General features: G+C 73.6%; 18 protein-coding genes and 1 pseudogene. 11 read left to right on the top strand and 8 right to left on the bottom strand.

The window, feature by feature from the left end:
- Window positions 1-76: 76 nt before the first annotated feature.
- Window positions 77-613 carry an RNA 2',3'-cyclic phosphodiesterase gene (gene thpR, locus ACTZWW_RS09435; protein ID WP_444780695.1) on the top strand — a complete coding sequence of 179 codons (537 nt, stop codon included), beginning with the start codon at window positions 77-79 and terminating at the stop codon, window positions 611-613.
- 108 nt (window positions 614-721) lie between these two features.
- Here thpR and ACTZWW_RS09430 read toward each other — a convergent pair whose 3' ends face one another.
- The 4 genes from ACTZWW_RS09430 to ACTZWW_RS09415 form a co-directional block, all read right to left on the bottom strand.
- Complete coding sequence (locus ACTZWW_RS09430; RefSeq protein ID WP_444780694.1) at window positions 722-1,198, bottom strand: hypothetical protein; 477 nt, start codon at window positions 1,196-1,198, stop codon at window positions 722-724.
- A gap of 62 nt (window positions 1,199-1,260) precedes the next feature.
- Window positions 1,261-2,529: a diaminopimelate decarboxylase gene (gene lysA, locus ACTZWW_RS09425; RefSeq protein WP_444780693.1), complete on the bottom strand. Its 1,269-nt coding sequence runs from the start codon at window positions 2,527-2,529 to the stop codon at window positions 1,261-1,263.
- A 10-nt stretch (window positions 2,530-2,539) separates the two neighbouring features.
- Window positions 2,540-2,782, bottom strand: coding sequence for an LPS translocon maturation chaperone LptM (gene lptM, locus ACTZWW_RS09420; RefSeq protein ID WP_444780692.1), 243 nt, complete (start codon window positions 2,780-2,782; stop codon window positions 2,540-2,542).
- 62 nt (window positions 2,783-2,844) lie between these two features.
- Entirely contained in the window at window positions 2,845-4,620 is a 1,776-nt protein-coding gene (locus tag ACTZWW_RS09415; RefSeq protein WP_444780691.1) for a glucan ABC transporter ATP-binding protein/ permease, read from the bottom strand.
- Between the two features lie 171 nt (window positions 4,621-4,791).
- On the opposite strand from ACTZWW_RS09415, the gene ACTZWW_RS09410 reads away from it, so the two are divergent.
- Both ACTZWW_RS09410 and ACTZWW_RS09405 read left to right on the top strand, forming a co-directional pair.
- A complete protein-coding gene (locus tag ACTZWW_RS09410) occupies window positions 4,792-5,559 on the top strand; it encodes a motility protein A (RefSeq protein WP_444780690.1) in 768 nt (255 codons plus the stop codon).
- A gap of 21 nt (window positions 5,560-5,580) precedes the next feature.
- Entirely contained in the window at window positions 5,581-6,411 is an 831-nt protein-coding gene (locus tag ACTZWW_RS09405) for an OmpA/MotB family protein (RefSeq protein WP_444780689.1), read from the top strand.
- Window positions 6,412-6,438: 27 nt separating this feature from the next.
- Here the strand turns inward: ACTZWW_RS09405 and ACTZWW_RS09400 are convergent, their stop codons facing one another.
- A complete protein-coding gene (locus tag ACTZWW_RS09400) occupies window positions 6,439-7,026 on the bottom strand; it encodes a hypothetical protein (protein WP_444780688.1) in 588 nt (195 codons plus the stop codon).
- 82 nt (window positions 7,027-7,108) lie between these two features.
- Between ACTZWW_RS09400 and hrpB the strand changes: the two genes are divergently transcribed.
- On the top strand, window positions 7,109-9,580 hold the full coding sequence (hrpB, locus tag ACTZWW_RS09395) for an ATP-dependent helicase HrpB (protein WP_444780687.1): 2,472 nt from the start codon (window positions 7,109-7,111) through the stop codon (window positions 9,578-9,580).
- A 16-nt stretch (window positions 9,581-9,596) separates the two neighbouring features.
- Here the strand turns inward: hrpB and ACTZWW_RS09390 are convergent, their stop codons facing one another.
- Window positions 9,597-11,879 carry an NADP-dependent malic enzyme gene (locus ACTZWW_RS09390; protein ID WP_444780686.1) on the bottom strand — a complete coding sequence of 761 codons (2,283 nt, stop codon included), beginning with the start codon at window positions 11,877-11,879 and terminating at the stop codon, window positions 9,597-9,599.
- Between the two features lie 352 nt (window positions 11,880-12,231).
- Between ACTZWW_RS09390 and ACTZWW_RS09385 the strand changes: the two are divergent.
- A pseudogene (locus ACTZWW_RS09385) lies at window positions 12,232-12,651 on the top strand (IS110 family transposase); the annotation flags it as partial.
- 231 nt (window positions 12,652-12,882) lie between these two features.
- Here the strand turns inward: ACTZWW_RS09385 and ACTZWW_RS09380 are convergent.
- The gene (locus ACTZWW_RS09380) at window positions 12,883-13,407 is read right to left on the bottom strand and encodes a universal stress protein (RefSeq protein ID WP_444780685.1); all 525 of its coding nucleotides are present in this window, start codon (window positions 13,405-13,407) and stop codon (window positions 12,883-12,885) included.
- Between the two features lie 149 nt (window positions 13,408-13,556).
- Between ACTZWW_RS09380 and ACTZWW_RS09375 the strand changes: the two genes are divergently transcribed.
- From ACTZWW_RS09375 to ACTZWW_RS09350, 6 genes are all read left to right on the top strand, one after another.
- Window positions 13,557-15,746, top strand: coding sequence for a VTT domain-containing protein (locus ACTZWW_RS09375; RefSeq protein WP_444780684.1), 2,190 nt, complete (start codon window positions 13,557-13,559; stop codon window positions 15,744-15,746).
- Window positions 15,632-16,114, top strand: coding sequence for a BCCT family transporter (locus ACTZWW_RS09370; RefSeq protein ID WP_444780683.1), 483 nt, complete (start codon window positions 15,632-15,634; stop codon window positions 16,112-16,114). Before ACTZWW_RS09375 ends, ACTZWW_RS09370 begins: the two co-directional genes overlap by 115 nt.
- The gene (locus ACTZWW_RS09365) at window positions 16,111-16,359 is read left to right on the top strand and encodes a hypothetical protein (RefSeq protein ID WP_444780682.1); all 249 of its coding nucleotides are present in this window, start codon (window positions 16,111-16,113) and stop codon (window positions 16,357-16,359) included. The genes ACTZWW_RS09370 and ACTZWW_RS09365 overlap by 4 nt, the downstream gene beginning before the upstream one ends.
- A 66-nt stretch (window positions 16,360-16,425) precedes the next feature.
- Window positions 16,426-17,619 (top strand): hypothetical protein, encoded by a 1,194-nt coding sequence (locus tag ACTZWW_RS09360; RefSeq protein WP_444780681.1) that lies wholly within the window; start codon window positions 16,426-16,428, stop codon window positions 17,617-17,619.
- Window positions 17,620-17,707: 88 nt separating this feature from the next.
- Window positions 17,708-18,652, top strand: coding sequence for an MASE1 domain-containing protein (locus ACTZWW_RS09355; protein ID WP_444780680.1), 945 nt, complete (start codon window positions 17,708-17,710; stop codon window positions 18,650-18,652).
- Window positions 18,570-20,948, top strand: a complete 2,379-nt coding sequence (locus tag ACTZWW_RS09350) for a PAS domain S-box protein (RefSeq protein ID WP_444780717.1) — start codon at window positions 18,570-18,572, stop codon at window positions 20,946-20,948. The genes ACTZWW_RS09355 and ACTZWW_RS09350 overlap by 83 nt, the downstream gene beginning before the upstream one ends.
- On the opposite strand, the gene pdxR is transcribed toward ACTZWW_RS09350, so the two are convergent.
- Window positions 20,945-22,402 carry a MocR-like pyridoxine biosynthesis transcription factor PdxR gene (pdxR, locus tag ACTZWW_RS09345; RefSeq protein ID WP_444780679.1) on the bottom strand — a complete coding sequence of 486 codons (1,458 nt, stop codon included), beginning with the start codon at window positions 22,400-22,402 and terminating at the stop codon, window positions 20,945-20,947. The two genes, ACTZWW_RS09350 and pdxR, sit on opposite strands and share 4 nt — an antisense overlap.
- Between the last annotated feature and the right edge of the window lie 39 nt (window positions 22,403-22,441).

Genomic DNA, 22,441 nt, shown 5'->3' with positions numbered 1-22,441 from the left:
CTCGGCTACCATTACGGCATAAAGTCCTTATGGAATTGTGAAATCGGTTGCGTCGCAGGTTAGGGGAGTGACCAGCATGCCGCGCCTCTTCGTCGGGCTCGAGATACCGGACGACGTCGTCGCGTCGCTCGCCGCCTGCCGCGGCGGGCTGCCCGGTGCACGCTGGATCGAGCCGGAGAACTACCACGTCACCCTGCGCTTCATCGGGGACGTGGACGAGGACGTCGCGGAGGACGTCTACGCGCTCCTCGCCGACCGGCGGCCCCGCGCGCCCGTCGAGATCGAGCTCGACGGGCTCGGCTGCTTCGGCGGTGACAAGCCGCATGCCGTGTTCGCGAACGTGCACGCGAGCGAGGCACTCGTCGCGCTGCACGACGAGACCGAGCGGCTCGTGCGCCGCGCGGGGCTCGCGCCGGAGCGCCGCAAGTTCAAGCCGCACGTCACCCTCGCCCGCCTGCGCCGGGTCCCGCCGCGGGACGTCGCCGCCTGGATCGCGGCGCGCGCCCCCTTCGCCCGCCTCGCCTTCAGCGCCGATCGCCTCGCGGTGTTCTCGGCGCGCGAGCAGATCGGGGGCGGTCCCTACGTGGTCGAGGCGGCCTACCCGCTCGGCTGACGAGGACGCGAGGCGCCGCGGCGTTCCCGCTGAGGACCGCGCGTCGTCCCCGCAGGACGAGGGAGCCGGCCGCGCGCCGTGCGAGTGACCGCCGCTCTCTCGGGTCGGCTACGCCATCAGCAGCGCCGTCACCGCGACCACGCCGACCACGACGATCAGCGCCACGAACCCGCCGACCACCCGGCCGCCACCGGTGCGGGCGATGTCCGCAGGCGCCGGGGCGCCCTCCTTCGGGGCGTTGCGGGCCGCCTCCTCTCGGGCGAAGCGCACGCGCTCCGGCGAGGCCGGGTTGCCGGCGACCTCGTCGTCCGTGCCGAGCATCGACATGCCGGGGTGGAACACCGCGTTCTTGTCGCCGGTGCGGCCGGAATCCACGTCCGCCTTGAGCATCGCCGGGTTCGGCCGGGCGTCGTCGACCGGCGCGTGATCACCCGTCATCCGCTCGGAGGAAGCGTGCGGCACCATGTCGGGCGTGGGCGGCTTCTCGGTCGCGTCCGCGGCGGTCGCCAGCCGCCCGGTGGCGGGCTCGTCGTCGGGCGATCCGTTGCCGCAGAGCGGCTCGTTCGCGTGCTTCTTCGCAGCCATGGGGACGCCTCGTCTCGGTTCCGTTCGGTCTCGAGACGCCAACGCCGGCCCGTGCGCGGCGTTCAGCCGAGCCAGTCCGGCACGCGGTCGCGGCCGATCAGGTCCTCGTAGGTCTCGCGGGGACGCACCACCGCGTGCTGTGCGCCGTGGACGAGCACCTCGGGCACGAGGAGACGGGAATTGTAGGTCGAGGACTGCACCGCCCCGTAGGCGCCCGCCGTCATGATCGCGACGAGATCCCCGGCGGCGACCGGCGGCAGCGCGCGCCCCTGCGCGAGGTAGTCCCCCGTCTCGCAGACGGGACCCACCAGGTCGACCACCCGACGCGGCGCGTCCGGCGCGGGCCGGCGCACGGGCTTGATGTCGTGGTGGGCCTCGTAGAGCGTCGGGCGGATGAGGTCGTTCATCGCCGCGTCGACGATGACGAAGGTCTTGCCCTCGCCCTGCTTCACGTAGACGACCCGCGCCACCAGGATGCCGGCGTTGCCGGCGATCATGCGGCCGATCTCGAACAGCAGCGTGAGCCCGAGGTCGCGGGTGTGGCGCTTGATCGTCTGCGCGAAGACGGAGGGCGCCGGCGGCGGCTCCTCGTCCTCGCGGTAGGGCACGCCCAGCCCGCCGCCGAGGTCCATGTGGTGGAGCGGATGGCCCTCGCGCATCAGGTCGCGCGCGAGCTCGGCCATCAGCGCGGTGGCGTTGTCGAAGGGCGCGAGGTCGGTGATCTGGCTGCCGATGTGCATGTCGACGCCGGTGATGGCGATGCCCGGCAGCGCTGCGGCGCGGGCGTAGACCTCCCGGGCGCGGGAGATCGGGATGCCGAACTTGTTGTCGAACTTGCCGGTCGAGATCTTGGCGTGGGTCCTCGCGTCGACGTCCGGGTTGACGCGGATCGAGATCGGCGCCTCGATGCTCATCTCGGTCGCCACCGAGGAGAGCGCCTCGAGCTCGGGCTCGCTCTCGACGTTGAAGCACAGGATGCCCGCGGCGAGCGCCGCCGCCATCTCCGTGCGGGTCTTGCCGACGCCGGAGAAGACGATGCGGTCGCCGGGCACGCCGGCGGCGAGCGCGCGGCGCAGCTCGCCCTCCGACACGATGTCCATGCCCGCGCCGCGCTTCGCGAGCGTGCGCAGCACCGCCTGGTTCGAGTTCGCCTTCATCGCGTAGCAGACGAGCGCGTCCATGTCGGCGAAGGCGGAGGCGAAGACGTCGTAGTGGCGCTCGAGCGTCGCCGTGGAATAGCAGTAGAAGGGCGTGCCCACCTGCGCCGCGATCGCCTCCAGCGAGACGTCCTCCGCGTGCATGACGCCGTCGCGATAGGCGAAGTGGTGCATGGCGCCGCCTTCAGAGCAGGACGTCGAGGAAGAACGGCCGGTCGGGCTGCGCGACGGGTGCGGTCTCGGGCTCGCGCGGGCCGCCGACGGGGACGTCGGTCAGCGGATCGGAGGCCACGCGGGCCTCCTCGGCCGCTGGCGCGGGACCCGCGCCGGGCGGCGGCTCCAGCGCGCCGCGGCGCCCGCAGGCGGACAGCGCCAGCGCCGCCGCGACCACCAGGATGACACCAACGCTCGCCCGACTCGCACGCATCGCACCCCTCCGCTCGTCGCGCCGAGCTAAAGCACAGATCGCCCGGGCTGGCGAGGGGGAGGTCATGCCCGCTCCACCTCGAGCCTCTGCAGCAGGTGCTGCGAGGCGGCCAGCGTCGCGAAGCGGCCACCCTTCGCCACGAGCGCGTCGTAGGACCCGTCCTCGACGATGCGGCCCTCGTGCAGGACCAGGATGCGATCGGCGTCGCGCACGGTTGCGAGGCGATGGGCGATGACGAAGACCGTGCGCCCGCGCATCGCCTCCGCCAGCGCCTCCTTGAGCCGCGCCTCGGTGTTGGCGTCGAGCGCGCTCGTCGCCTCGTCGAGGACGAGGATCGGCGGGTCCTTGAGCAGCGCGCGGGCGACGGCGATGCGCTGGCGCTCCCCGCCCGAGAGCGAGCGGCCGCGCTCGCCGATCTCGGTGTCGAGCCCGCGCGGCAGCCGGGCGAGGAAGGCGCCGGCCTGGGCGCGCTCGAGCGCGGCGACGAGCTCGTCGTCGCGGGCGTCGGGCTTGCCGACGAGGAGGTTCTCGCGCAGCGAGCGGGCGAAGAGCATCGGCTCCTGGAAGACGACGCCGATGTTGCGCCGCAAGCCGTCGAGCGCCCAGTCCAGCGCGTCGACCCCGTCCAGGAGGACGCGCCCCGCATCGGGATCGAAGGCGCGGTGGAGGAGCGCGAGGGCCGTCGACTTGCCGGACCCGGTCTCACCGACGAGGGCCACGGTCTCGCCGGGCGCGACGGTGAAGGAGAGGTCGCGCACCGCCGGGCGCTCGCCGTCGTAGGAATAGGAGACGCCCTCGAAGGCGACGGCGCCGGCGAGGCGGCCGGGATCGCGCGTGCCGGGGCGGTCGGCGACGGCGGGCACCGTGTCGCGCACGGCGAACAGCTCGGCGATCTTCGGGGCATTGAGCAGGAGCCCGTTGACGAAGAACACGAGCTGCTCCAGCCGACCGATCAGCATCGTGGCGAGCGCGACGAAGGAGACGATCTCGCCGATGGTCGCGAGCCCCTCGCGGAAGAGCGCGACCCCCAGCAGCAGGATCGCGAGCACGGTCAGCGTCCCCGCGCAGCGCGTGGCGACGGAGGCGAGCGCCCACCAGGAGAGGACCGGCGCCTGGGCGGCCAGGAGATCGGCCATCACGGCGCGCATGTGCCGCACCTCGGCGTCGAGCCGGGTGAAGGACTGCACCACGGCGACGTTGCCGAGCGCGTCCGACGCGTTGCCCGCGAGCGCCGTGTGATGGCCCTCGACCGTGCCCTGCATCCGCTCCGTCCGGCGCAGCACCGCGTGCGTGAGGACGCCGCTCGCCAGCACGAGGACGACGAGGAGGAGGCCCAGCCGCCAGTTCAGGAGCAGCGTCAGCGGCAGCAGCACGGCCACCGCGACGAGCGCCGCCGCCTGGTCGCGCAGGAACGAGAGCCACAGCGCGAAGAGCGCGCCGGCGCCCTCGATCATCACCTTCAGCGCGCGGCCGGAATGGGTGCTCGCGTGGAAGGCGAGCGGCAGCGCCAGCGCGTGCTCGAACACGTCCGCCATGGCGGCGAGGCGGCGGCGATGCGCGAGGCGGTCGGCGTGGAGCGCCACGAGGACGCCCGCGCCGATCGTGAACAGCCCGAAGCCGACCCAGGCGGCGAGCAGCGGGCCGAGCCCAGCGAGCGCAGCCGCCGGGTCGGCCGCCGCCTGCGCGCGCGCCAGGCGATCGACGATCATCCCGAACAGCACCGGCTCGGCGAAGGCGGCGGCCGCGAGCGCCACGTTCGCGAGCGCGAGCGCGACGGCGAGCCGCCGCTCCGGGGCGAGGAGCGCGATCGTGCGCAGGAGAACGCGGGAGAGCGGCATCGGCGGGCGTCGGGGTTCCGGGCGCGACGGGCGAGGCGCCGATGGTCAAGCTAGGGCGCACGCGGCGTTCCGTCACCCGTACCCGCCGCTAAACCATTTCTTCAGCACGTCGGCCTTAGCGTCGCTGCGATGCGGAACCGGGTGAGAACCGCCCGCACCGGAGCACGACACATGGATTTCGCCACCGCGCTCGGCCTCGTCGCCGGCGTTGCGACCGTTCTCGGGATGATCCTCATCGGCGGTGGGAGCCTCGCCTCCTACTACGACACCGTCGCGCTCGTCTGCGTGGTCGGCGGCGCCTTCGCCTCGACCATGGTGCGGTTCACCTTCCCCATCATGATGAGCGGCCTGCCCATGGGCATCCGCTACGGGCTGAGCATGCAGAAGACGACGCCCCGCGAGATGCTCGAGGAGCTCACGCAGGTCGCCGACGTCGTGCGCAAGTCCGGCCCGATGGGGCTCGAGAACGTCAAGGTGGAGAACCCGACGCTGGCGCAGGGCCTGCGCTACATCGCCGACGGCTACGACAAGGACTTCATCAAGGACGCGCTCGAGAAGGACCGCGACAATTTCGTCCAGCGCCTCGACGACGGCTCGAAGGTGTGGCGCGGCATCGGCGACGTGGCGCCGGCCTGGGGCATGATCTCCACGGTCGTGGGCATGATCATGATGTTCGCCAACATGGAGGACCCCTCCAAGCTCGGGCCCGCCATGGCGGTGTCGCTGCTCGGCACGCTCTACGGCTCGCTCGTCGCGAACCTGATCGCGCTGCCGATAGCCGACAAGCTGACGCTGCGCCTGAGCTCGGAGGACGTCCTGCGCTCGATGATCATCGACGGCGTCCTGCAGATCCGCGACCAGCGCTCGCCCACCATCGTGCGCGAGATGCTCACGGCGTACCTGCCGGAGCACCACCGCGAGGCGCTGGCGGACGCCTGATCCGTCGGCGGAGAGAGGCACATGGGCAAGAAGCGCAAGCAGGATGCACCGGTCGGCGCGCCGGCCTGGTTCGTCACCTTCGCCGACCTGATGGCGCTCCTGATGAGCTTCTTCGTGATCCTGGTCGCCTACTCGACGCAGGACCAGCGCAAGATGCAGATCGTCGCGGGCTCGGTACGCGAGGCCTTCGGCGTGAACCCCGAGTCGCGCTTCTCGGGCATCATCGAGCAGGACGGCCTGCCCACCCTCACGGCGCTCCAGAACGTGCGCCAGGTGAAGCCCGAGGAGGCCTCCGATCACACGGTGCCCAACGAGCTCGACAACCAGGAGCAAGGTCTGTTCTCGGTGACGTTCGACCGCGGCTTCGGCACGGCGGCGGCCTCGCTGCGCCAGGCGCTGCAGGACATGCCGGAGATCGCCGAGCTGTCCCGCAACCTCGTCATCCAGGAGACCGAGGAGGGGCTCGACGTCTCACTCGTCGACCAGGACGGGCGCTCGATGTTCCCGGAGGGATCGGTCTACCCCTACGAGCGCACCCGCCTCGTGCTCGAGGCGATCGCGCCCGTCATCCGGCGCCTGCCCAACCGTCTCGCCATCCGCGGCCATACGGCGGCTCTGCGACCGGGCGAGACGGCACAGGTCGACGGCTGGAGCATCACCGCCGGTCGCGCGCTCGCCGTGCGCGAGATCCTAGCCGGCGCCGGCATGCCGGAGGAGCGCTTCTCCACCGTCGCCGGCAAGTCGGACACCGAGCCGGCCTTCCCCGACAACCCCTACATCGCGCCCAACCGTCGGGTGACCGTCACGCTGCTCGCCGAGGACCCGCCGATCCCGCCGAGCTTCCGCCCCTGAGCGGCGCCGCCGGCGCGGCGCGGACGCTCACCCCTCCCGCACCGGCCCCGGCTCCTGGCGCACCTCGCGCCCGTACGGCTTCACGGCGGCGTCCGCCATCTCCATCTCCCGCTTGATCACGGCCTGGAAGCGCTGGTTGGGGCCGAAACCGCCGAGCGGGCCGTCCTCGAGCTTGGCCAGCGCGTGGCCGCATTCGTGGATGAGGAGGTCGAGCAGGTCGCCCTGGGAAAGGTCTATATAGACCTTCTCGTCCTGCGCGCCGATCGTCGCCCACGAGTAGCCGCCGCCCCGGCCGATCCTGATCCAGACCGTCTCGTTGCGCGCGAGCGCGGCGTCGAGCACGCCGCGGAAGGTCGGCGAGACCCGGTGGAGCCGCTCCAGATGCGCGAGCGCCTCCGCCGCGCACTCACCGGAGACGATCACGCGCTCGTCGAATCCCACCGCGGCGTCGCGTGCGCGCCGCCGCGCGACGTGCTCGTCGATGTACTCGCGCCTGAGCGCCTGCTGGAAGGCGCGCGCGGCCTCGCGCTCGTCGACGTCCTGCCGGTCGCCGGGGCGCGTGCGCTCGGCGGGGGTGGGGCCGTTGATCGTGGGCAGGCGCCGGATGTCCTTCATCGGTCTCGCTCCGCGGCGGAACGCGCGAGCTTAGCACGGCTCCCGGCTTGTCAAGAGAGGCCGCACGCGCCACACCCGGCGCATGCGCGCCTTCGACACGCCCCTGCCCATCGATGCCGTCCTCCCCGATCTCGCTCGCGCCCTCGCGGCGGGGACGCGAGCGGTCCTCGTCGCGCCGCCCGGCGCGGGGAAGACGACCCGCGTGCCCCTCGCGCTCCTCGACGAGGCCTGGGCGCGGGGCGGCAAGCTCGTGATGCTCGAGCCGCGGCGCCTGGCCGCCCGCGCCGCCGCCGAGCGCATGGCGCGCACGCTCGGCGAGCGGGTCGGCGAGACGGTCGGCCTGCGGGTGCGCCTCGGCACGCAGGTGTCGGCGAAGACCCGCATCGAGGTCGTCACCGAGGGTGTGTTCGGGCGCATGATCCTCGACGACCCGACGCTCGCGGGCGTCGCGGCGGTGCTCTTCGACGAGTACCACGAGCGCTCGCTCGACGCCGATCTCGGCCTCGCGCTGGCGCTGGACGCGCAGGGCGGCCTGCGCGAGGACCTGCGGCTCCTCGTCATGTCCGCGACCCTCGACGGCGCGCGGGTCGCCGCGCTGCTGGAGGGCGCACCGGTCGTCTCGTCGGAGGGCCGCGCCTTCCCCGTGGAGACCCGCCACGTCGGGCGCGATCCGCGCGTGCGGATCGAGGAGGCGGTGGCCGCCGTCGCGCTGCGCGCCCTCGCCGAGGAGAGAGGCTCGCTCCTCGTCTTCCTGCCGGGCCAGGCGGAGATCCGCCGCACGGCGCAGATCCTCCAGGACCGCGTGCGCGACCCGTCGGTCGAGATCGCCCCGCTCTACGGGGCGCTCGACCGGACGGAGCAGGACCGCGCCGTCTCGCCCGCCGTGCCCGGGCGGCGCAAGGTCGTGCTGGCGACGAGCATCGCCGAGACGTCGCTCACCATCGAGGGGGTGCGGGTGGTGATCGATTCCGGCCTCTCCCGCGTGCCGGTCTACGAGCCCGCCGTGGGGCTCACCCGCCTCACGACGGTGCGGGTGTCGCGGGCCTCCGCCGACCAGCGCCGCGGCCGCGCGGGGCGCACCGAGCCCGGCGTCTGCTATCGTCTGTGGGAGGAGGCGGCGACGGGGGCGCTCCAGCCCTTCGCGACGCCGGAGATCCTAGCCGCCGACCTCGCCTCCCTCGTCCTCGACTGCGCCGCCTGGGGCGTGACCGACCCGACGACGCTGCACTTCCTCGACGCGCCGCCGCGCCCGGCGCTCGCCGAGGCGCGGGCGCTCCTCGGCGAGATCGGCGCGCTCGACGCGGACGGCCGGATCACGCCGCTCGGCACGCGCCTGCGGGCGCTGCCGCTGCCGCCGCGCCTCGCCGCGATGGTGCTGCGCGCCGCGGAGCGCGGGGAGGCGGCGCGGGCGGCGGAGGTCGCAGCGCTCCTCGTCGAGCGCGGGCTCGGCGGTGAGGACGTCGACCTCGCCCATCGGCTCGACCGCTTCTCCCGCGAGCGCGGCGGGCGCGCGCAGGACATGCGCCGCCTCGCCCGCGGCTGGGCGGCGCAGGCGGCGGAGGGCGTCGCGGGCCGCCCGCCGGAGGGCCTCTCCGTCGGCGCGCTCGTCGCCCTCGCCTACCCGGACCGCGTCGCCCGCGCCCGCGGCAAGCCAGGCGAGGTCGTCCTCGCCAACGGCCGCGGCGCGGCGCTGGAGCCGCACCTGGCGCTCGCCCGCGAGCCGTTCGTCGCCGTCGCCGAGATCGCCGGGGCCGCCGGCGCGGCGCGCGTGCTGGCGGCGGCGGCGCTCGCGGACGTGGAGATCGAGGCGCTCTTTCCGGAGCGGATCGTCGCGCGCGACGAGATCGCCTTCGACGCGAAGGTCAAGGCCGTGCGCGGCCGGGCCGTGCGGCGGATCGGGTCGGTGATCCTCGCCGAGCGCCCGATCCCGCTCGCCGACGACCCGCAGACGCCCGCCGTGCTCGCGCGCGGCATCGCGAAGATCGGCCTCGACGCGCTGCCCTGGTCGAAGGCCGCGACGCAGCTGCGCCGGCGCATCGCCTTCCTGCGCGCCGCGGAGGGCGAGCCCTGGCCGGACGTGTCGGACGAAGCGCTGGCCGCGACCATCGAGGCGTGGCTCGCGCCGATGCTCGCCGGGCGCACGGCGCTCGCGCAGGTCGAGGCCGGCGACGTGCTCGAGGGCCTGCGCACGCTGCTGCCCTGGGATCTCCAGCGGCGGCTGGACGCGGAAGCGCCGACGCATTGGCGCGCGCCGACCGGCACGTCCGTCGCCGTCGACTACGACGGGTCCGAGCCGGCGATCGCCATCCGCGTGCAGGAGCTCTACGGCCTCGCCGCTCACCCGGCGCTGGCCGGCGGGCGCCGGCCGCTCGTCGTCGAGCTGCTCTCGCCGGCACATCGCCCGATCCAGGTGACGAAGGATCTCCCCGGCTTCTGGCGCGGCTCCTGGGCGGAGGTGCGTGCGGAGATGCGCGGGCGCTATCCGCGTCACCCCTGGCCCGAGGATCCCGCCGCCGCCGCGCCCACGACCCGCGCGAAGCCCCGCGGGACGTGAGCGGCTCGGCTCGCCCTCACCCGCCGATGTTGAACGCCGCGAGCGCCGCCATGTTGACGATGTCGGCGTCGGTGGAGCCCAGCGTGACGATCTGCACCGGCTTGTCGAGCCCCACGATCAGCGGCCCGAGCACGGTGGTGCCGCCGAGCTCCTGGAGCATCTTCGTGGAGATGGCGGCGGAGTGGAAGGCGGGCATCACCAGCACGTTGGCGGGGGACTTCAGGCGCGAGAACGGGTACGCGGCGAGCTGGTTGGCGTTGAGCGCCACGTCCGCGCCCATCTCGCCGTCGAACTCGAAGTCGACGCGCTTCCTCTCGAGCAGCTCCACCGCCTCCTGCACGCGCTCCGCGCGCTCGGCGCGGGGCTGGCCGAAGGTGGAGAAGGAGAGCAGCGCCACCCGCGGCTCGTAGCCGAGCCGCCGGGCGACGCCGGCCGCCTCCACCGCGATCTCGGCGAGCTCGTCCGCCGAGGGCATCTCGTGGATCGCAGTGTCCGCCACCAGCACCGCGCGCCCGCGCGCGAGGCACAGCGACACGCCGATGACGCGGTGGCCGGGCTTGGGGTCGATGACGCGGCGGATCTCCTCCATCGCGGTGGAGTAGTTGCGCGTCACGCCGGTGACGAGCGCGTCCGCGTCGCCGAGCGCCACCATGGCGGCGCCGAAATGGTTGCGGTCCTGGTTGATCAGGCGCTGGCAGTCGCGGAACAGGAAGCCCTTGCGCTGCAGCCGGTCGTACAGGAACTGCGCGTAGGCGGTGTTGCGCTTCGACAGGCGCGCGTTCATGATCTGGATGTGCTCGCGCCCCTCCAGCTCGATGCCGGCGAAGGCCGCGGTCTCGTAGATCCGGTCCTCGCGCCCCACCAGGATGGCGGTGCCCAGCCCCTGGTTGGCGAAGGACAGGGCGGCGCGGATCACCTGCTCCTCCTCGCCCTCGGCGAAGACGACCCGCTTGGGGAACTTGCGCACGCGCTCGAACACGCGGTTGAGCGTGCCGGCCACGGGATCGCGCCGGGCCGAGAGCGTGGCGCGGTAGGCGCGCTTGTCGACGATCGGCCGGCGGGCGACGCCGGTGTCCATCGCCGCCTGCGCCACCGCCGGCGGCACGGTGGAGATCAGGCGCGGATCGAACGGCACGGGGATGATGTATTCCCGCCCGAAGCGCGGGCGCGAGCCCTGGTAGGCGGCGGCGACCTCGTCGGGCACGTCCTCGCGCGCCAGCGCGGCGAGCGCCTCGGCGGCGGCGATCTTCATCTCCATGTTGATCGTCGTCGCCTGCACGTCGAGCGCGCCGCGGAAGATATAGGGGAAGCCCAGGACGTTGTTGACCTGGTTCGGGTAGTCGGAGCGCCCCGTGGCGACGATGGCGTCGTCGCGGATCGAAGCGACCTCCTCGGGCGTGATCTCCGGGTCGGGGTTCGCCATGGCGAAGATGATAGGCTGGGGCGCCATCGAGGCGATCATCTCCGCCGTGAACGCCCCCTTCACCGACAGGCCGAACACCGCGTCCGCGCCGTCGAGCGCCTCGGCGAGCGTCCGCGCGTCGGTCGCCGCCGCGTGGGCCGACTTCCACTGGTTCATGCCGCTCTCGCGGCCGCGATAGATCACGCCCTTCGTGTCGCAGAGCACGACGTTGTTGGGCGCGAAGCCCATCGCCTTCAAGAGCTCGACGCAGGCGATGCCCGCCGCCCCCGCGCCGTTGACGACGAGCCGCGTCTCCTTGACGTCGCGCCCGGTGAGGTGGAGCGCGTTGAGGAGCCCCGCCGCCGCGATGATGGCGGTCCCGTGCTGGTCGTCGTGGAAGACCGGGATGTCCATCAATTCGCGCAGGCGCTCCTCGATGATGAAGCACTCGGGCGCCTTGATGTCCTCGAGGTTGATTCCGCCGAAGGACGGGCCGAGATAGCGCACGCTGTTCACGAACGCGTCCGCGTCCTCCGTGTCGACCTCGAGATCGATCGAATCGACGTCGGCGAACCGCTTGAACAGCACCGCCTTGCCCTCCATCACGGGCTTGGAGGCGAGCGCGCCCAGGTTGCCGAGCCCGAGGATGGCGGTGCCGTTCGAGATCACCGCCACCATGTTGCCCCGCGCCGTGAGGTCGAAGGCGCGGCTCGGATCCTCGTGGATCGCCTTCACCGGCACGGCGACGCCCGGCGAGTAGGCGAGCGACAGGTCGCGCTGCGTCGCCATGGGCTTCGTCGGCACCACCTCGAGCTTGCCGGGCCGCCCCTGGCTGTGGAACGCGAGCGCCTCCTGATCCGTGAAGGTGGGGCGCGGGCGGCGGGGCGGGGTGGTCATGGCGGTGGCGGCTTTATGGTTGGGGTCGGACGGGGAGCGGGACCTTACGCGGGGGATGTGAGGGGGGCAAGGTGGGCCTTCGGAGGAGATTAGGAGGCCGTCATCCCGGATGCCGAAGGCCGTCCGGGATCCAGAACCACAGGTCTTCGATCAGCGGCGTGCAACGCCGCGGCGCTCGAGGCCTCCATCGGCGTTCCGTGGACGCGCGCGCTCCCGCGCACGCTGAGCACACCCCTGCGGTCCTGGGCCCCGGACTTGCTTCGCAATCCGGGGTGTTGGGGTGGACGGTCCCCGACGGCATCGTTCGTGCCAAGCTGGAGCGTCGAAAGCATCAGCTGAGGAGACCGTCCAGATGAACGCTACCACGATCGGCCTCGACCTGGCCAAGTCGATCTTCCAGGCGCACGGCGTCGACGCGAGCGGCGCCGTGGTCGTGCAGCGCAGGCTCAAGCGCCAGCAGGTCGAGGGCTTCTTCCGACGCCTGCCGTCCACGACCGTCGGCTTGGAGGCGTGCGGCTCGGCGCACCACTGGGCTCGGGTGCTGACCGGGCTCGGGCACGAGGTGCGGATGATGCCGCTGCAATACGTGAAGCCCTACGTCATGCGCAACAAGACCGACGCGCGCGACGCCGCGGCGATCTGCGAGGCGGCGACGCGCCCGACCATGCGCTTCGTGCCGATCAAGACCGAGGCCCAGCAGGCCGGGCGCGGTCTCCACCGGGTGCGCGACCTCATGGTGCGTCAGCGCAGCCAGGCGCGTCGGGGTGTTCGGAACTCGGCTCGCGGATCCCATCTCGGCCGGCGGTCAGCGACGACCGCACAACGGAAATCGTACACATGACCGCTCCAGATCTCGCCGGATCCCGCTTCAGCACCCCTTGCCGAAAGGGGACCGTCCACACATGACGGGCGGTCGTCATCCCGGATGCCGACGGCTGTCCGGGACCCCATCACTGGATCCCCGCCCACCGCGACCCCCGCGCCGGGTTCTCCGCCTGATCCCTCACTTCACCACGAGCACCGCGCAGGGCGCGTCGTGGACCACCTTCTGCGAGACGCTGCCGAGGATCATGCCCTGGAGGCGGCCGAGCCCGCGGCTGCCGATGACGAGGAGGTCGGCCCCCTCCTCCTCGGCCACCGTCACGATCGCCTCGGCCGGCGCCGCGTCGGCGATGCGCGTGTCGATCGTGATCCCGCGCCCCTCCAGCGTGCGGCGGGCGGCGGCGATCACCTCGTCGGCGACGTGCCGGAGCGTGTCCGGCGAGACCATGATCACGGGGATCGCCCCGCCCATGGCCGCGGCGGGCATGATCGGCGTGGCGGAGGCCTCGTCGAGCTCGGCCTTCACCCGGTCGAGGAAGCCGAGGCGCTCGGCCACCGCGTAGAGCTCGCCGTAGGGCACCCCGCGCAGCAGCGCGTGGGCGAGGACGAGCCGCGCGCCGCGGGCCTCGGCGATCTCGGCGGCGAGCGCGAGGACCGTGTCCTGGTGCGCCGAGCCGTCCACGGCGACGACGATGGTCGAGATCATGGCGGGGTCCTCTCCTCGCGGGGCCGATGCGGCGTTGCGACGGTGCCGCGCCGCGCCCCCGTGCGCAATCCCGGAAACACCGGAAGGCGCAGCGCGCGGATGCGCAATTCTCCTCTGGTGCGTTAGGTATGGTCGACGAGGAGCACGGCGTGAGCGAGAACGGGGGCATCCTGAGGCCGCGGGAGACGGTGTGGACGGTCGCGCGGGCGCCGCGCGCGGCCGCGCTGATCGATGCGGCAGCGACCTTCGGCGTCATGCGCGCGGCGATGCGCGCGGCGCGCTCGCGCATCCTCGTCGTCGGCTGGGACATCGACAGCCGCACGCCTCTCGTCGGCGAGGAATACGAGCCCGCCGACGGACTGCCGCGCGAGCTCGGCCCCTTCCTGCGCGCGCTCGTGGCGCGGCGCCCGCTGCTGAAGGTCGATCTCCTCCTGTGGGACTACGCGCTGCTCTACGGGCTCGAGCGCGAGCTGCTGCCGGAGGTGAAGCTCGACTGGTCGATGCCCCGGGGCATCCGCGCGCGGCTCGACGACGTGCTGCCGATCGGCGCGAGCCACCACCAGAAGATCGTCGTCGTCGACGGGGCGCTCGCCTTCAGCGGCGGGCTCGACCTCGCCATCCGGCGCTGGGACACCCGCGCGCACGCGCTCGACGACCCGCGCCGGCGCGACCCGGACGGCGCGCCCTACCGGCCCTTCCACGACGCGCAGATGATGGTCGACGGCGAGGCGGCGGCCGCCCTCTCGGCGCTGGCGGAAGCACGCTGGCGCCAGGCCGAGGGCGGCTACGCGGCGGCGCCGAGGCTGCGGGGAAAGAACCGCTTCGCGCTGCGCGGGCGCGCCGCGAAGCCGCCGGAGGATCTCTGGCCGGCCGACGTCGTGCCGGACTTTCGCGACGTCGGCGTCGGCATCGCCCGCACGCGCCCCGCCTTCGCCGGCGCGCCGGCGATCCGAGAGGTGGAGGCGCTTTACGAGGCGTCGATCGCCATCGCGGAGCGGACGATCTACATCGAGAACCAGTTCCTCACCCGCGCGAGCGTGGCGCGGGCGCTCGTCGCCCGCATGCGGGAGGTGCCGACGCTCGAGGTCCTGCTGGTCGGTCCGAACGTGCACCAGAGCTGGCTCGAGGAGCACGCGATGAACGCCGGGCGCCGGCGCTTCATGGCGATCCTCGACGAGGCGGGCCTGTCGGGCCGCGCGCGGCTCGTGCACCCCGCCTTGCCGGACGACCCGACCGGCGAGGGCGTCATGGTCCACGCCAAGCTGATGATCGTCGACGACCGGCTCCTGCGCATCGGCTCGGCCAACCTGAACAACCGCTCCATGGGGCTCGACAGCGAGTGCGATATCGCGATCGAGGCACGGACCGATGGCGAGCGCGCCGCGATCGCGCGGATCCGCGACGGCCTCGTCGCCGAGCACGCCGGCGTGGCACCCGAGCGGGTGAGCGAGGCGATCGCGCGGGAGGGCTCGCTCCTCGCCGCGCTCGACACGCTCCCGCAGGAAGGCCGCCGCCTCGCGCCCATCGACCTCGGCCCCGCCGAGGACGGCGAGCTCGCCCGCCGCATCGGCGAGATCGCCGACCCCGAGACACCGATCGCCACCCCCGCCTTCGGCGCGGAGATGTTCGCCGGCCAGCCGGCGCAGCGCTCGCTGGTGCGTACGGGAAAGCTCGTGCTGCTCGCGCTCGCCGTCGTGGCCATCGTCGCGCTCTGGCGCTTCTCGCCCGCCGCCGACCTCACCGACCCGGCCGCGCTGGTGGCGCGGCTCGAGGCGCTCGGCGCGGGGCCGCTCGCGCCGCTCCTCGTCGTCCTCGCCTTCGTCGTGGGCGGGCTCGTGGTCTTCCCCGTGACGGTGCTGATCACGGTCACCGGCATGATGTTTCCGCCGGTGACCGCGATCGCGGTGGCGACGACCGGCGTGATGCTCAGCGCCGCGCTCATGTACGGGATCGGCCGCGCGGTCGGTCGCGGCGCGCTCGAGCGCCGGATGGGCCGGCGCACGCGCGCCGTGTCGAAGGCGCTCGCCGACAGCGGCGTCATCGCGGTCGCCGCGCTGAGGATGCTGCCGGTGGCGCCCTTCAGCGTCGTCAACCTCGTCGTCGGCGCGAGCCGGATCGGCATCGCCGACTACCTCGTGGGCACGCTCGTCGGCATGGCGCCGGGGCTCGTGATGCTCACCCTGCTGGGCACCCGCCTCGCCGAGGTGCTCGCCTCGCCCGATCCGTGGGCGCTGGCGCTACTCGGCATCGCGTTCCTCGCCTGGCTCGCGCTCTCGGTGGGGATGCAGGTGCTGGTCTACAGGATCAAGCGCAAGCGCCGGGCCACGCGCGGCACCTGAGGCGGCCCTCCGGCAGCGTCCTGGGCCTGGGCGGGCTGGGCGGGGGGGTCGTCGCCGCCGTCCTGCTCGTCTCGGGCGGGCTCGGGGCGCTCCAGGCGGCCTCGATCGTCGCCGCGCTGCCCTTCTCGGTCGTCATGCCGTTCATGTGCTGGGGGCTGATCCGCGGCCGCGCCGAGGAGAGCGCCATCATCGCGCGGGCGCGCGGGCCGCCGCCGGAGTGCCTGCGCAAACGGCCCGTGATCCGATCGCGGCCCGTTTGCGTACGTATCGACCCGAGGAAAGCGAAATACGTCGGGTTCCCACCGGACAGGCGGGCGAATCATCGTATTTTCGCTCTTGATGGAGTCCGAGGAGACGACGCACGATGAGAACACTCGGTTCGGCGGCACCCGGCGGGGAAAGCGAGATCCTGGACGGTCGCGGCGGAACGGCGGAGAGGCTTCTCCCGCACCTGAACGCACGGCTCGACGGCACCCACGAGGAGGGACGCGAGCCGCTGCTCCTGAAGGCCTTCCTCCTGCTCGCGGACGCGCACGGCGACCTGGGAACCGCGCTGCGTTGCCTGGAGGAAGCCGCGGTGGGCGGCCACGGCGCGAGAGACGACTCGCTGTGACGCCTTGCTCCGCTCTCGCGTGCGGGGCACTGTGAGGGGATGGAGCAGACCGACCCGCAAGACCCGATGGAACGCGCTTCGCGGTCGACGCGGGAGTCCTTCGCGCTCGTCGTGCTGATCGTCTCGGCGTGCTGCCTCGGCCCGCGCACGATCGGCGGCGCCGCGGCGCAGGGCGAATTGCCCGACGACATGCGCTGGATCGTCCTGGCGAGCCGGCAGGATCCGGCCGAGGCGATCACGCTCGCGCGCGGCTGGCGCGAACGCTTCGACGCGACGCACGTCCTCACCTCCTCGAACGGCTGGAACGCCGTCGTCGCAGGGCCCGTCCCGGTGAGCGACCCCGGCGCGCTGCAGGCGCAACTGCGGGCGGAGCGGGGGCTGCCGGCGGACCTCTACGTCTCGCAGGGCGCGCGCTTCTCCGACCCGTTCTGGACGTCGGACGCGCCGCGCCTCGAGCGCCTGCGCTTCGACGGAGATGCGCCGCTCGCCTTCGGGGCGGACGGGCTCACCCTGCTGCTCGACGCCGCGCGCGACGACACCGACCTCGCCTACCCGACGATCGACGCCTACGAGGGCCGCCGGGTGGCCTTCTCGATCGCCTTCGAGGACGCCGCCTCCTTCTCCGCGGGGGCACGCCTGACGATCGCGCCGCTCGACCCGCAGGCGCCCGGGGCGCGGCAGATCGTGGCGAGCGCGTTCACCGGCGGCGCCCATTGCTGCGCGACGACGCGCATCGCGGGACGGCTCGGCGAGCGCTGGCACGTGATGCCCGGCGCCACGCTCGACGGCGACAGCGGCTACGCCGTGCGCGACCTCGACGGGGACGGCATCTACGAGCTCGTCAGCATCGATCAGTCCTTCCTCTACGCCTACGCCTCCTACGCGGCCTCCTTCGCGCCGATCGTGATCGAGCGGTACGCGGGCAAGGAGGTCGTCGACGTTTCCGGAGACCCGCGCTTCCGCCGGGCCGTCTCGGACGATCTCGCCTGGATGGAAGAGGCGGCGCAGAGCGAGCCGGCGCTGTGGCGCGAGAACGGGTTTCTCGCGGCCTGGGCCGCATCCATGGCGCGGCTCGGGCGTTGGGAGGAGGCGCGTGCGCGGGTGACGGCGTCCTTCGATCGAGCGAGCGACTGGCCGCTGACGATCTGCGAGGCGCCCGCGACCGCCGACGGGACCTGTCCCGCGGGAGCGGAGCGGCCGGCCGCGTTCCCGGAGGTGCTCGAGCGGCACCTGCGCGAGCGGGGCTACATCGGCGGGTGACGGCGCCTCGGCTCGTGCGGTGCGATACGGTCGGGTCGCACGGCGCGAGAGGCACGAAACGGCGCGACAGCGCGGAACGGAACCATCGGTGCGATCGGACGCGAAGACCCTTGCGGCGGCCGCCATCCTCGGCCTCGCCTATTACGCCGCGGCGGTGACCGGCCTGCAATGGGCCGCGGTCGGCGGGGCCGGATCGCCGGTCTGGCCGGCGGCGGGCGTCGGCCTCGCGGGGCTCGTCCTCGGGGGCGTGCGGCTTTGGCCGGCGATCGTGATCGCGCGGCTCGCCGCCGGGCTGACGGTGGGCAGCACGCACCCGCTCACGACCGAGCTCGTCATCGCGCTGGGCAATGCCGCATGCGCCGCGCTGCCCGCCTTCGCGCTCGTCGCCTGGTTCGGCCTCGACCGGCGGCTCGCCGCGATGCGCGACATCCTCGCGCTCGCGTTCGCGGCGGGGATCGGCGCGCTGATCTCGGCGGGATTCGGCGCGGGCGCGCTGTGGCTGTCCACGGGCCTCGGCCCGGACTTCGCGCTCGCCACCGCCGCCTTCTGGTGGTTCGGCGCCTTCGTCGGCGCGATGACGTTGGCACCGCCGATCCTGGCCTGGAGCGACCTGCGCGGCGACATGCTGCGCGACCGTCGGACCCGGCCTCGCACGCCGTCGACGATCCTCCACCTCCTCGCCGTGCTCGCGGTCACGACGGCGCTCGCGGTGCACGTCTTCCTCGGCGAGACGAACCGCGAGGTCGGCACCTGGCTGATCTATCCGCCGCTGATCTGGGCGGCGCTCGCCTTCCAGGTCCGCGGCGCGAGCCTCGCCCTCGTGGTGGTGGCGGGCGCGGCGACCATCGGCGCGACCTTTCGGGCGCGGTCCGTTCGATCTCCTCGCCGATACGATGCAGGACCGCGTCGTGCTCGCCCAGCACTTCTCGGCCGCCACCGCCCTCGTCACCCTGGTCCTCGCCGCCGTCGCCGACGAGCGCCGCGGCGCGGACGCGCTCCGGCGCTCGCAGGCCCACCTGACGAACGTGCTTGAGAGCACCACCGACAGCGTCATGGTGCTCGATCGCGCCTGGCGGTTCACCTACTTGAACACCCGTGCCGCGGCGCAGATCGGCGGCGGGCGCTCGCTCGTGGGCGAGAGGATCTGGGACGTCTTCCCCGGCGCTCTCGGGGGACCGTTCTTCGAGGCCTACACGCAGGCGATGGAGACCGGGCGGCCCGCGCGCGCGGACGCCTTCTACGCGCCGCTCGACACCTGGTTCGAGGCCAACGCCTACCCCTCGTCGGAGGGGCTGACGATCTTCTTCCGAGACGTGACGGCCGAGCGGCGCACCGCCGCGACGCTCGCGCAGAGCGAGGCGCGGCTGCGCGCCGTGCTCGAGCAGATGTCGACGGGCGTCACCGTCGCGCAGGCGCCCTCCGGGCGGCTCCTCTTCCACAACACCAAGGGCGAGGAGATCCTGGGGCACGGGCTCATCCGCTCGGCGGACTACGCCGGCTACGCGGCCTATGGCGCGCTGCACGCCGACGGGCGCCGCTACGCCCCGGGCGAATACCCGATCGCCCGCGCCATGCTCTCGGGGGAGGTCGTCGACCGCGAGCCGATGGTCTACCGCCGGGGCGACGGCAGCCTCACGGACCTCGAGGTCTCCGCCGCCCCGATCCGGGACGCGACGGGCGAGATCGTGCTGGCCGTCTCGACCTACGAGGACGTCTCCGAGCGCAAGCGCGCGGAGGAGGCGCTGCTCGCCAGCGAGGAGCGCCTGCGGCTCGCGCAGGAGGCCGGCGGCATCGCCACCTGGGAGTGGAGCATCGCGACGGGCGACGTAACCTGGACCGGGCCGATGGAGAGCCTCCTCGGCCTGCCTCCCGGCAGCCGCTCGCCCGGGTACGACGCCTTCCAGGCGCAGACCCTCCCGGAGGACCGCCCGGGCGTCTCGGCCGCGATCGAGGCGGCGCTCGCGGGCGGCCCGCCCCTCGACATCGAGTTCCGGATCCGCCGCCCCGACGGGAGCGTGCGCTGGCTCGCCGGGCGCGGCGAGGTGGTCCGCGACCTCGAAGGGCGGCCGGTGCGCATGATCGGCGTGAACTACGACATCACCGAGCGGCGCGAGGCGCGCGCGGCGCTCGAGCGGCTCAACGCCGACCTGGAGGCGCGCGTCGCGGAGGGCGCCTCCAAGCTCGTGCAGCTCCAGAAGATGGAGAGCCTCGGCCAGCTCACCGGCGGCATCGCCCATGACTTCAACAACCTGCTGATGGCGGTGCTCTCCTCGCTGACCGTGCTGCGCAAGCGGGTCGAGAACGACGCCCGGGCCGACCGGCTGATCGCCAACGCGATCAAGGGCGCCGAGCGCGGCGTGTCCCTCACCCAGCGCATGCTCGCCTTCGCCCGGCGCCAGACGCTGGCGCCCTCGGCCGTGGAGGTGCCGGATCTCGTGGTGGGGATGACCGACCTCCTGCGCCGCTCGATCGGGCCGCAGATCCGCATCGAGACGCGCTTCGCCGAGGGCACGCCACCGGCGCTCGTCGACCCCAACCAGCTGGAGCTCGCGCTCGTGAACCTCGCGGTCAACGCCCGCGACGCCATGCCGGACGGCGGCGTGCTCACCATCGCCGTCGACGCTGTGACGCGGGCGGCCGAGCCGCAGGGGCGCTTCGTGCGCGTGCGCATCTCCGACACGGGGGTGGGCATGGACGAGGCGACGCTCGCACGGGCGGTCGAGCCCTTCTTCACGACGAAGGGCGTGGGCAAGGGGACGGGGCTCGGCCTCGCCATGGTCTACGGGCTCGCCGAGCAGTCGAACGGACGGCTCGCGCTCGCGAGCGTGCCCGGCACGGGCACGACGGCGGAGATCCTGCTGCCGATCGCGGACGCCGTCGCCGAGCCGCGCCCGGCCGCGTCGGGGGCGGAGCGCGCGCCCGCGGTGGTCGAGCGCCGGCGGCTGCGGGTCCTCGTCGTCGACGACGACGCGCTCGTCCTCATGGGGTCGGCGACGATGGTCGAGGATCTCGGCCACGAACCGATCGAGGCGGGCTCGGGCGCCGACGCCCTCGCCATCCTCGACGCGGGCACACCGATCGATGTCGTTCTGACGGACCAGGCGATGCCGGGGATGACCGGCCTCCAGCTCGCCCAGGCCGTGCGCGCCCGCCGCCCGCGCCTGCCCCTCGTCCTCGCCACCGGCTACGCGGAGCTGCCAGAGGGCGCCGAGGCAGCGGTCGACGCACGCCTCGCCAAGCCCTTCGGGCAGGACGAGCTGATGCGCGTGCTCGCGCGGGTGGGGTCGCCGGTCGAAGCCGACACGCCGCCGGCATGTCCTCCCGCCTAGCCGGTCTCCCCGCGAATCCCGAGCGCCCGCCCCAGCGCGGCGGCGAAGGCCCGGGCGCGCGGGCCGTCGGCCTCGGCGAAGCTCACCAGCAGCCCGGCGACGGGCTCCTCGCCCGTGCAGAAGCCCGAGAGCCGCGCGACGGCCCAGCCGGCGGCGCCGAGGCCGGCGACGGCCGCAGCCTCGTCCGCGAGGCTCCCCATTCGCACGGCGAGCTGGAGCCCGCCGGGCGGCAGCGCCACCTCGACGCGATCGCCCGCCGCCGCGCGGATCGCCTCCGTCAAGACGCGCGCGCGGGTCTCGTAGGTACGCGTGACGCGGCGCAGGTGCAGCTTCCAGGCGCCGCTCTCGATCAGCTCCGCGAGCGCGAGCTGGGCGTGGACGTTGGCCGCGCAGCCGGCGTTGCGCACCGCGTGCGCGAGCGCGCCGGCGAGCGGGCGCGGCGCGACCATCCAGCCGACGCGCAGCGCCGGCAGCAGGCTCTTCGCCGCCGAGCCGAGATAGACGACGGCATCCGGCGCCAGCGGCTGCATGGCACCGGCCTCCTGACCGCGCCAGTGGAACTCGCCGTCGTAGTCGTCCTCGACGATCGTCGCGCGCGCGGACCGCGCCCAGGCGATCAGCGCGGCGCGGCGTGGCGGGCTCATGCGCGTGCACAGAGGATACTGGTTGGACGGCGTGACGTAGGCGATCCGGGCGCCCGTCCGCGCCTGCGCCGCCTCGATGTCGGCGCCTGCGTCGTCGACGGGGAGCGGGGCGACCCGCAGGCCTGCATTCTCGAAGGCGGCGCGCGCGCCGAGATAGCCCGGCTCCTCGACGAGCACCGTCTCCCCCGGATCGCACAGGCAGGTCGCCAACAGCGACAGCCCCGCCTGCGCGCTGGCGACGACGACGAGCTCGTCGGGCGCCACCAGGAGCCCGCGCTCGCGGCGCAGATGCTGGGCGAGCGCGCGGCGCAGCACGGGCGCGCCGGAATAGTCGTCGTAGGCGCGCATCGGCCCGAGCGTCGTGCGCGCGGCGCGGCGCAGCGCGCGGGCCCAGACATCGCGCGGGAACAACGGCTCGTCGGGCGCGCCCGGGCGGAAGCGGCCGGAGGGGTGCGCGTAGAGCCGTGCGCGCAGGTCGCGGCACTGGGTCCGGCCGCGCGCCGACAGCGCAGGCCCCTCCCCCGCCCCGCCGACCGGGTCGTCGATGTGCTCGACCCGCGCCACCACTGGCGCGCGACGCCCGTCGACCGCGACGAGCCCCTCCGCCCGCAGCAGCTCGTAGGCGGCGTTGACGGAGTTGCGCGAGACCCCGAGCGCCGCGGCCGCCCGCCGGCTCGAAGGCAGCACCACGCCGGGCTCGAGCCGTCCCGAGCGGACCGCCTCGCGCAGCGCCCGGAACAGCCGCGCCACGACCGTACCGGCGTCGGAAGGACCCGCCTCGACGAGGCTGCGCAGGGCAGCTGGTTCCATGAAATCGCGCCGTTCTGGAGCTACCGTGGGACCAATATC

It is taken from the genome of Salinarimonas sp. NSM (genome assembly GCF_052380005.1).
Taxonomy (GTDB): domain Bacteria; phylum Pseudomonadota; class Alphaproteobacteria; order Rhizobiales; family Beijerinckiaceae; genus Salinarimonas.
This window is presented reverse-complemented; position numbering and strand designations above follow the sequence as displayed.

What these genes read in the sequence shown, in the direction of transcription:
- hrpB (WP_444780687.1), top strand. Translation starts at nt 7,109, where the DNA reads ATGCGCGCCTTCGACACGCCCCTGCCCATCGATGCCGTCCTCCCCGAT.
- ACTZWW_RS09430 (WP_444780694.1), bottom strand. Translation starts at nt 1,198, where the DNA reads ATGGCTGCGAAGAAGCACGCGAACGAGCCGCTCTGCGGCAACGGATCG.
- ACTZWW_RS09380 (WP_444780685.1), bottom strand. Translation starts at nt 13,407, where the DNA reads ATGATCTCGACCATCGTCGTCGCCGTGGACGGCTCGGCGCACCAGGAC.
- ACTZWW_RS09410 (WP_444780690.1), top strand. Translation starts at nt 4,792, where the DNA reads ATGGATTTCGCCACCGCGCTCGGCCTCGTCGCCGGCGTTGCGACCGTT.
- pdxR (WP_444780679.1), bottom strand. Translation starts at nt 22,402, where the DNA reads ATGGAACCAGCTGCCCTGCGCAGCCTCGTCGAGGCGGGTCCTTCCGAC.
- ACTZWW_RS09360 (WP_444780681.1), top strand. Translation starts at nt 16,426, where the DNA reads ATGGAACGCGCTTCGCGGTCGACGCGGGAGTCCTTCGCGCTCGTCGTG.
- ACTZWW_RS09400 (WP_444780688.1), bottom strand. Translation starts at nt 7,026, where the DNA reads ATGAAGGACATCCGGCGCCTGCCCACGATCAACGGCCCCACCCCCGCC.
- ACTZWW_RS09365 (WP_444780682.1), top strand. Translation starts at nt 16,111, where the DNA reads ATGAGAACACTCGGTTCGGCGGCACCCGGCGGGGAAAGCGAGATCCTG.
- ACTZWW_RS09415 (WP_444780691.1), bottom strand. Translation starts at nt 4,620, where the DNA reads ATGCCGCTCTCCCGCGTTCTCCTGCGCACGATCGCGCTCCTCGCCCCG.
- thpR (WP_444780695.1), top strand. Translation starts at nt 77, where the DNA reads ATGCCGCGCCTCTTCGTCGGGCTCGAGATACCGGACGACGTCGTCGCG.
- lysA (WP_444780693.1), bottom strand. Translation starts at nt 2,529, where the DNA reads ATGCACCACTTCGCCTATCGCGACGGCGTCATGCACGCGGAGGACGTC.
- ACTZWW_RS09405 (WP_444780689.1), top strand. Translation starts at nt 5,581, where the DNA reads ATGGGCAAGAAGCGCAAGCAGGATGCACCGGTCGGCGCGCCGGCCTGG.
- ACTZWW_RS09390 (WP_444780686.1), bottom strand. Translation starts at nt 11,879, where the DNA reads ATGACCACCCCGCCCCGCCGCCCGCGCCCCACCTTCACGGATCAGGAG.
- lptM (WP_444780692.1), bottom strand. Translation starts at nt 2,782, where the DNA reads ATGCGTGCGAGTCGGGCGAGCGTTGGTGTCATCCTGGTGGTCGCGGCG.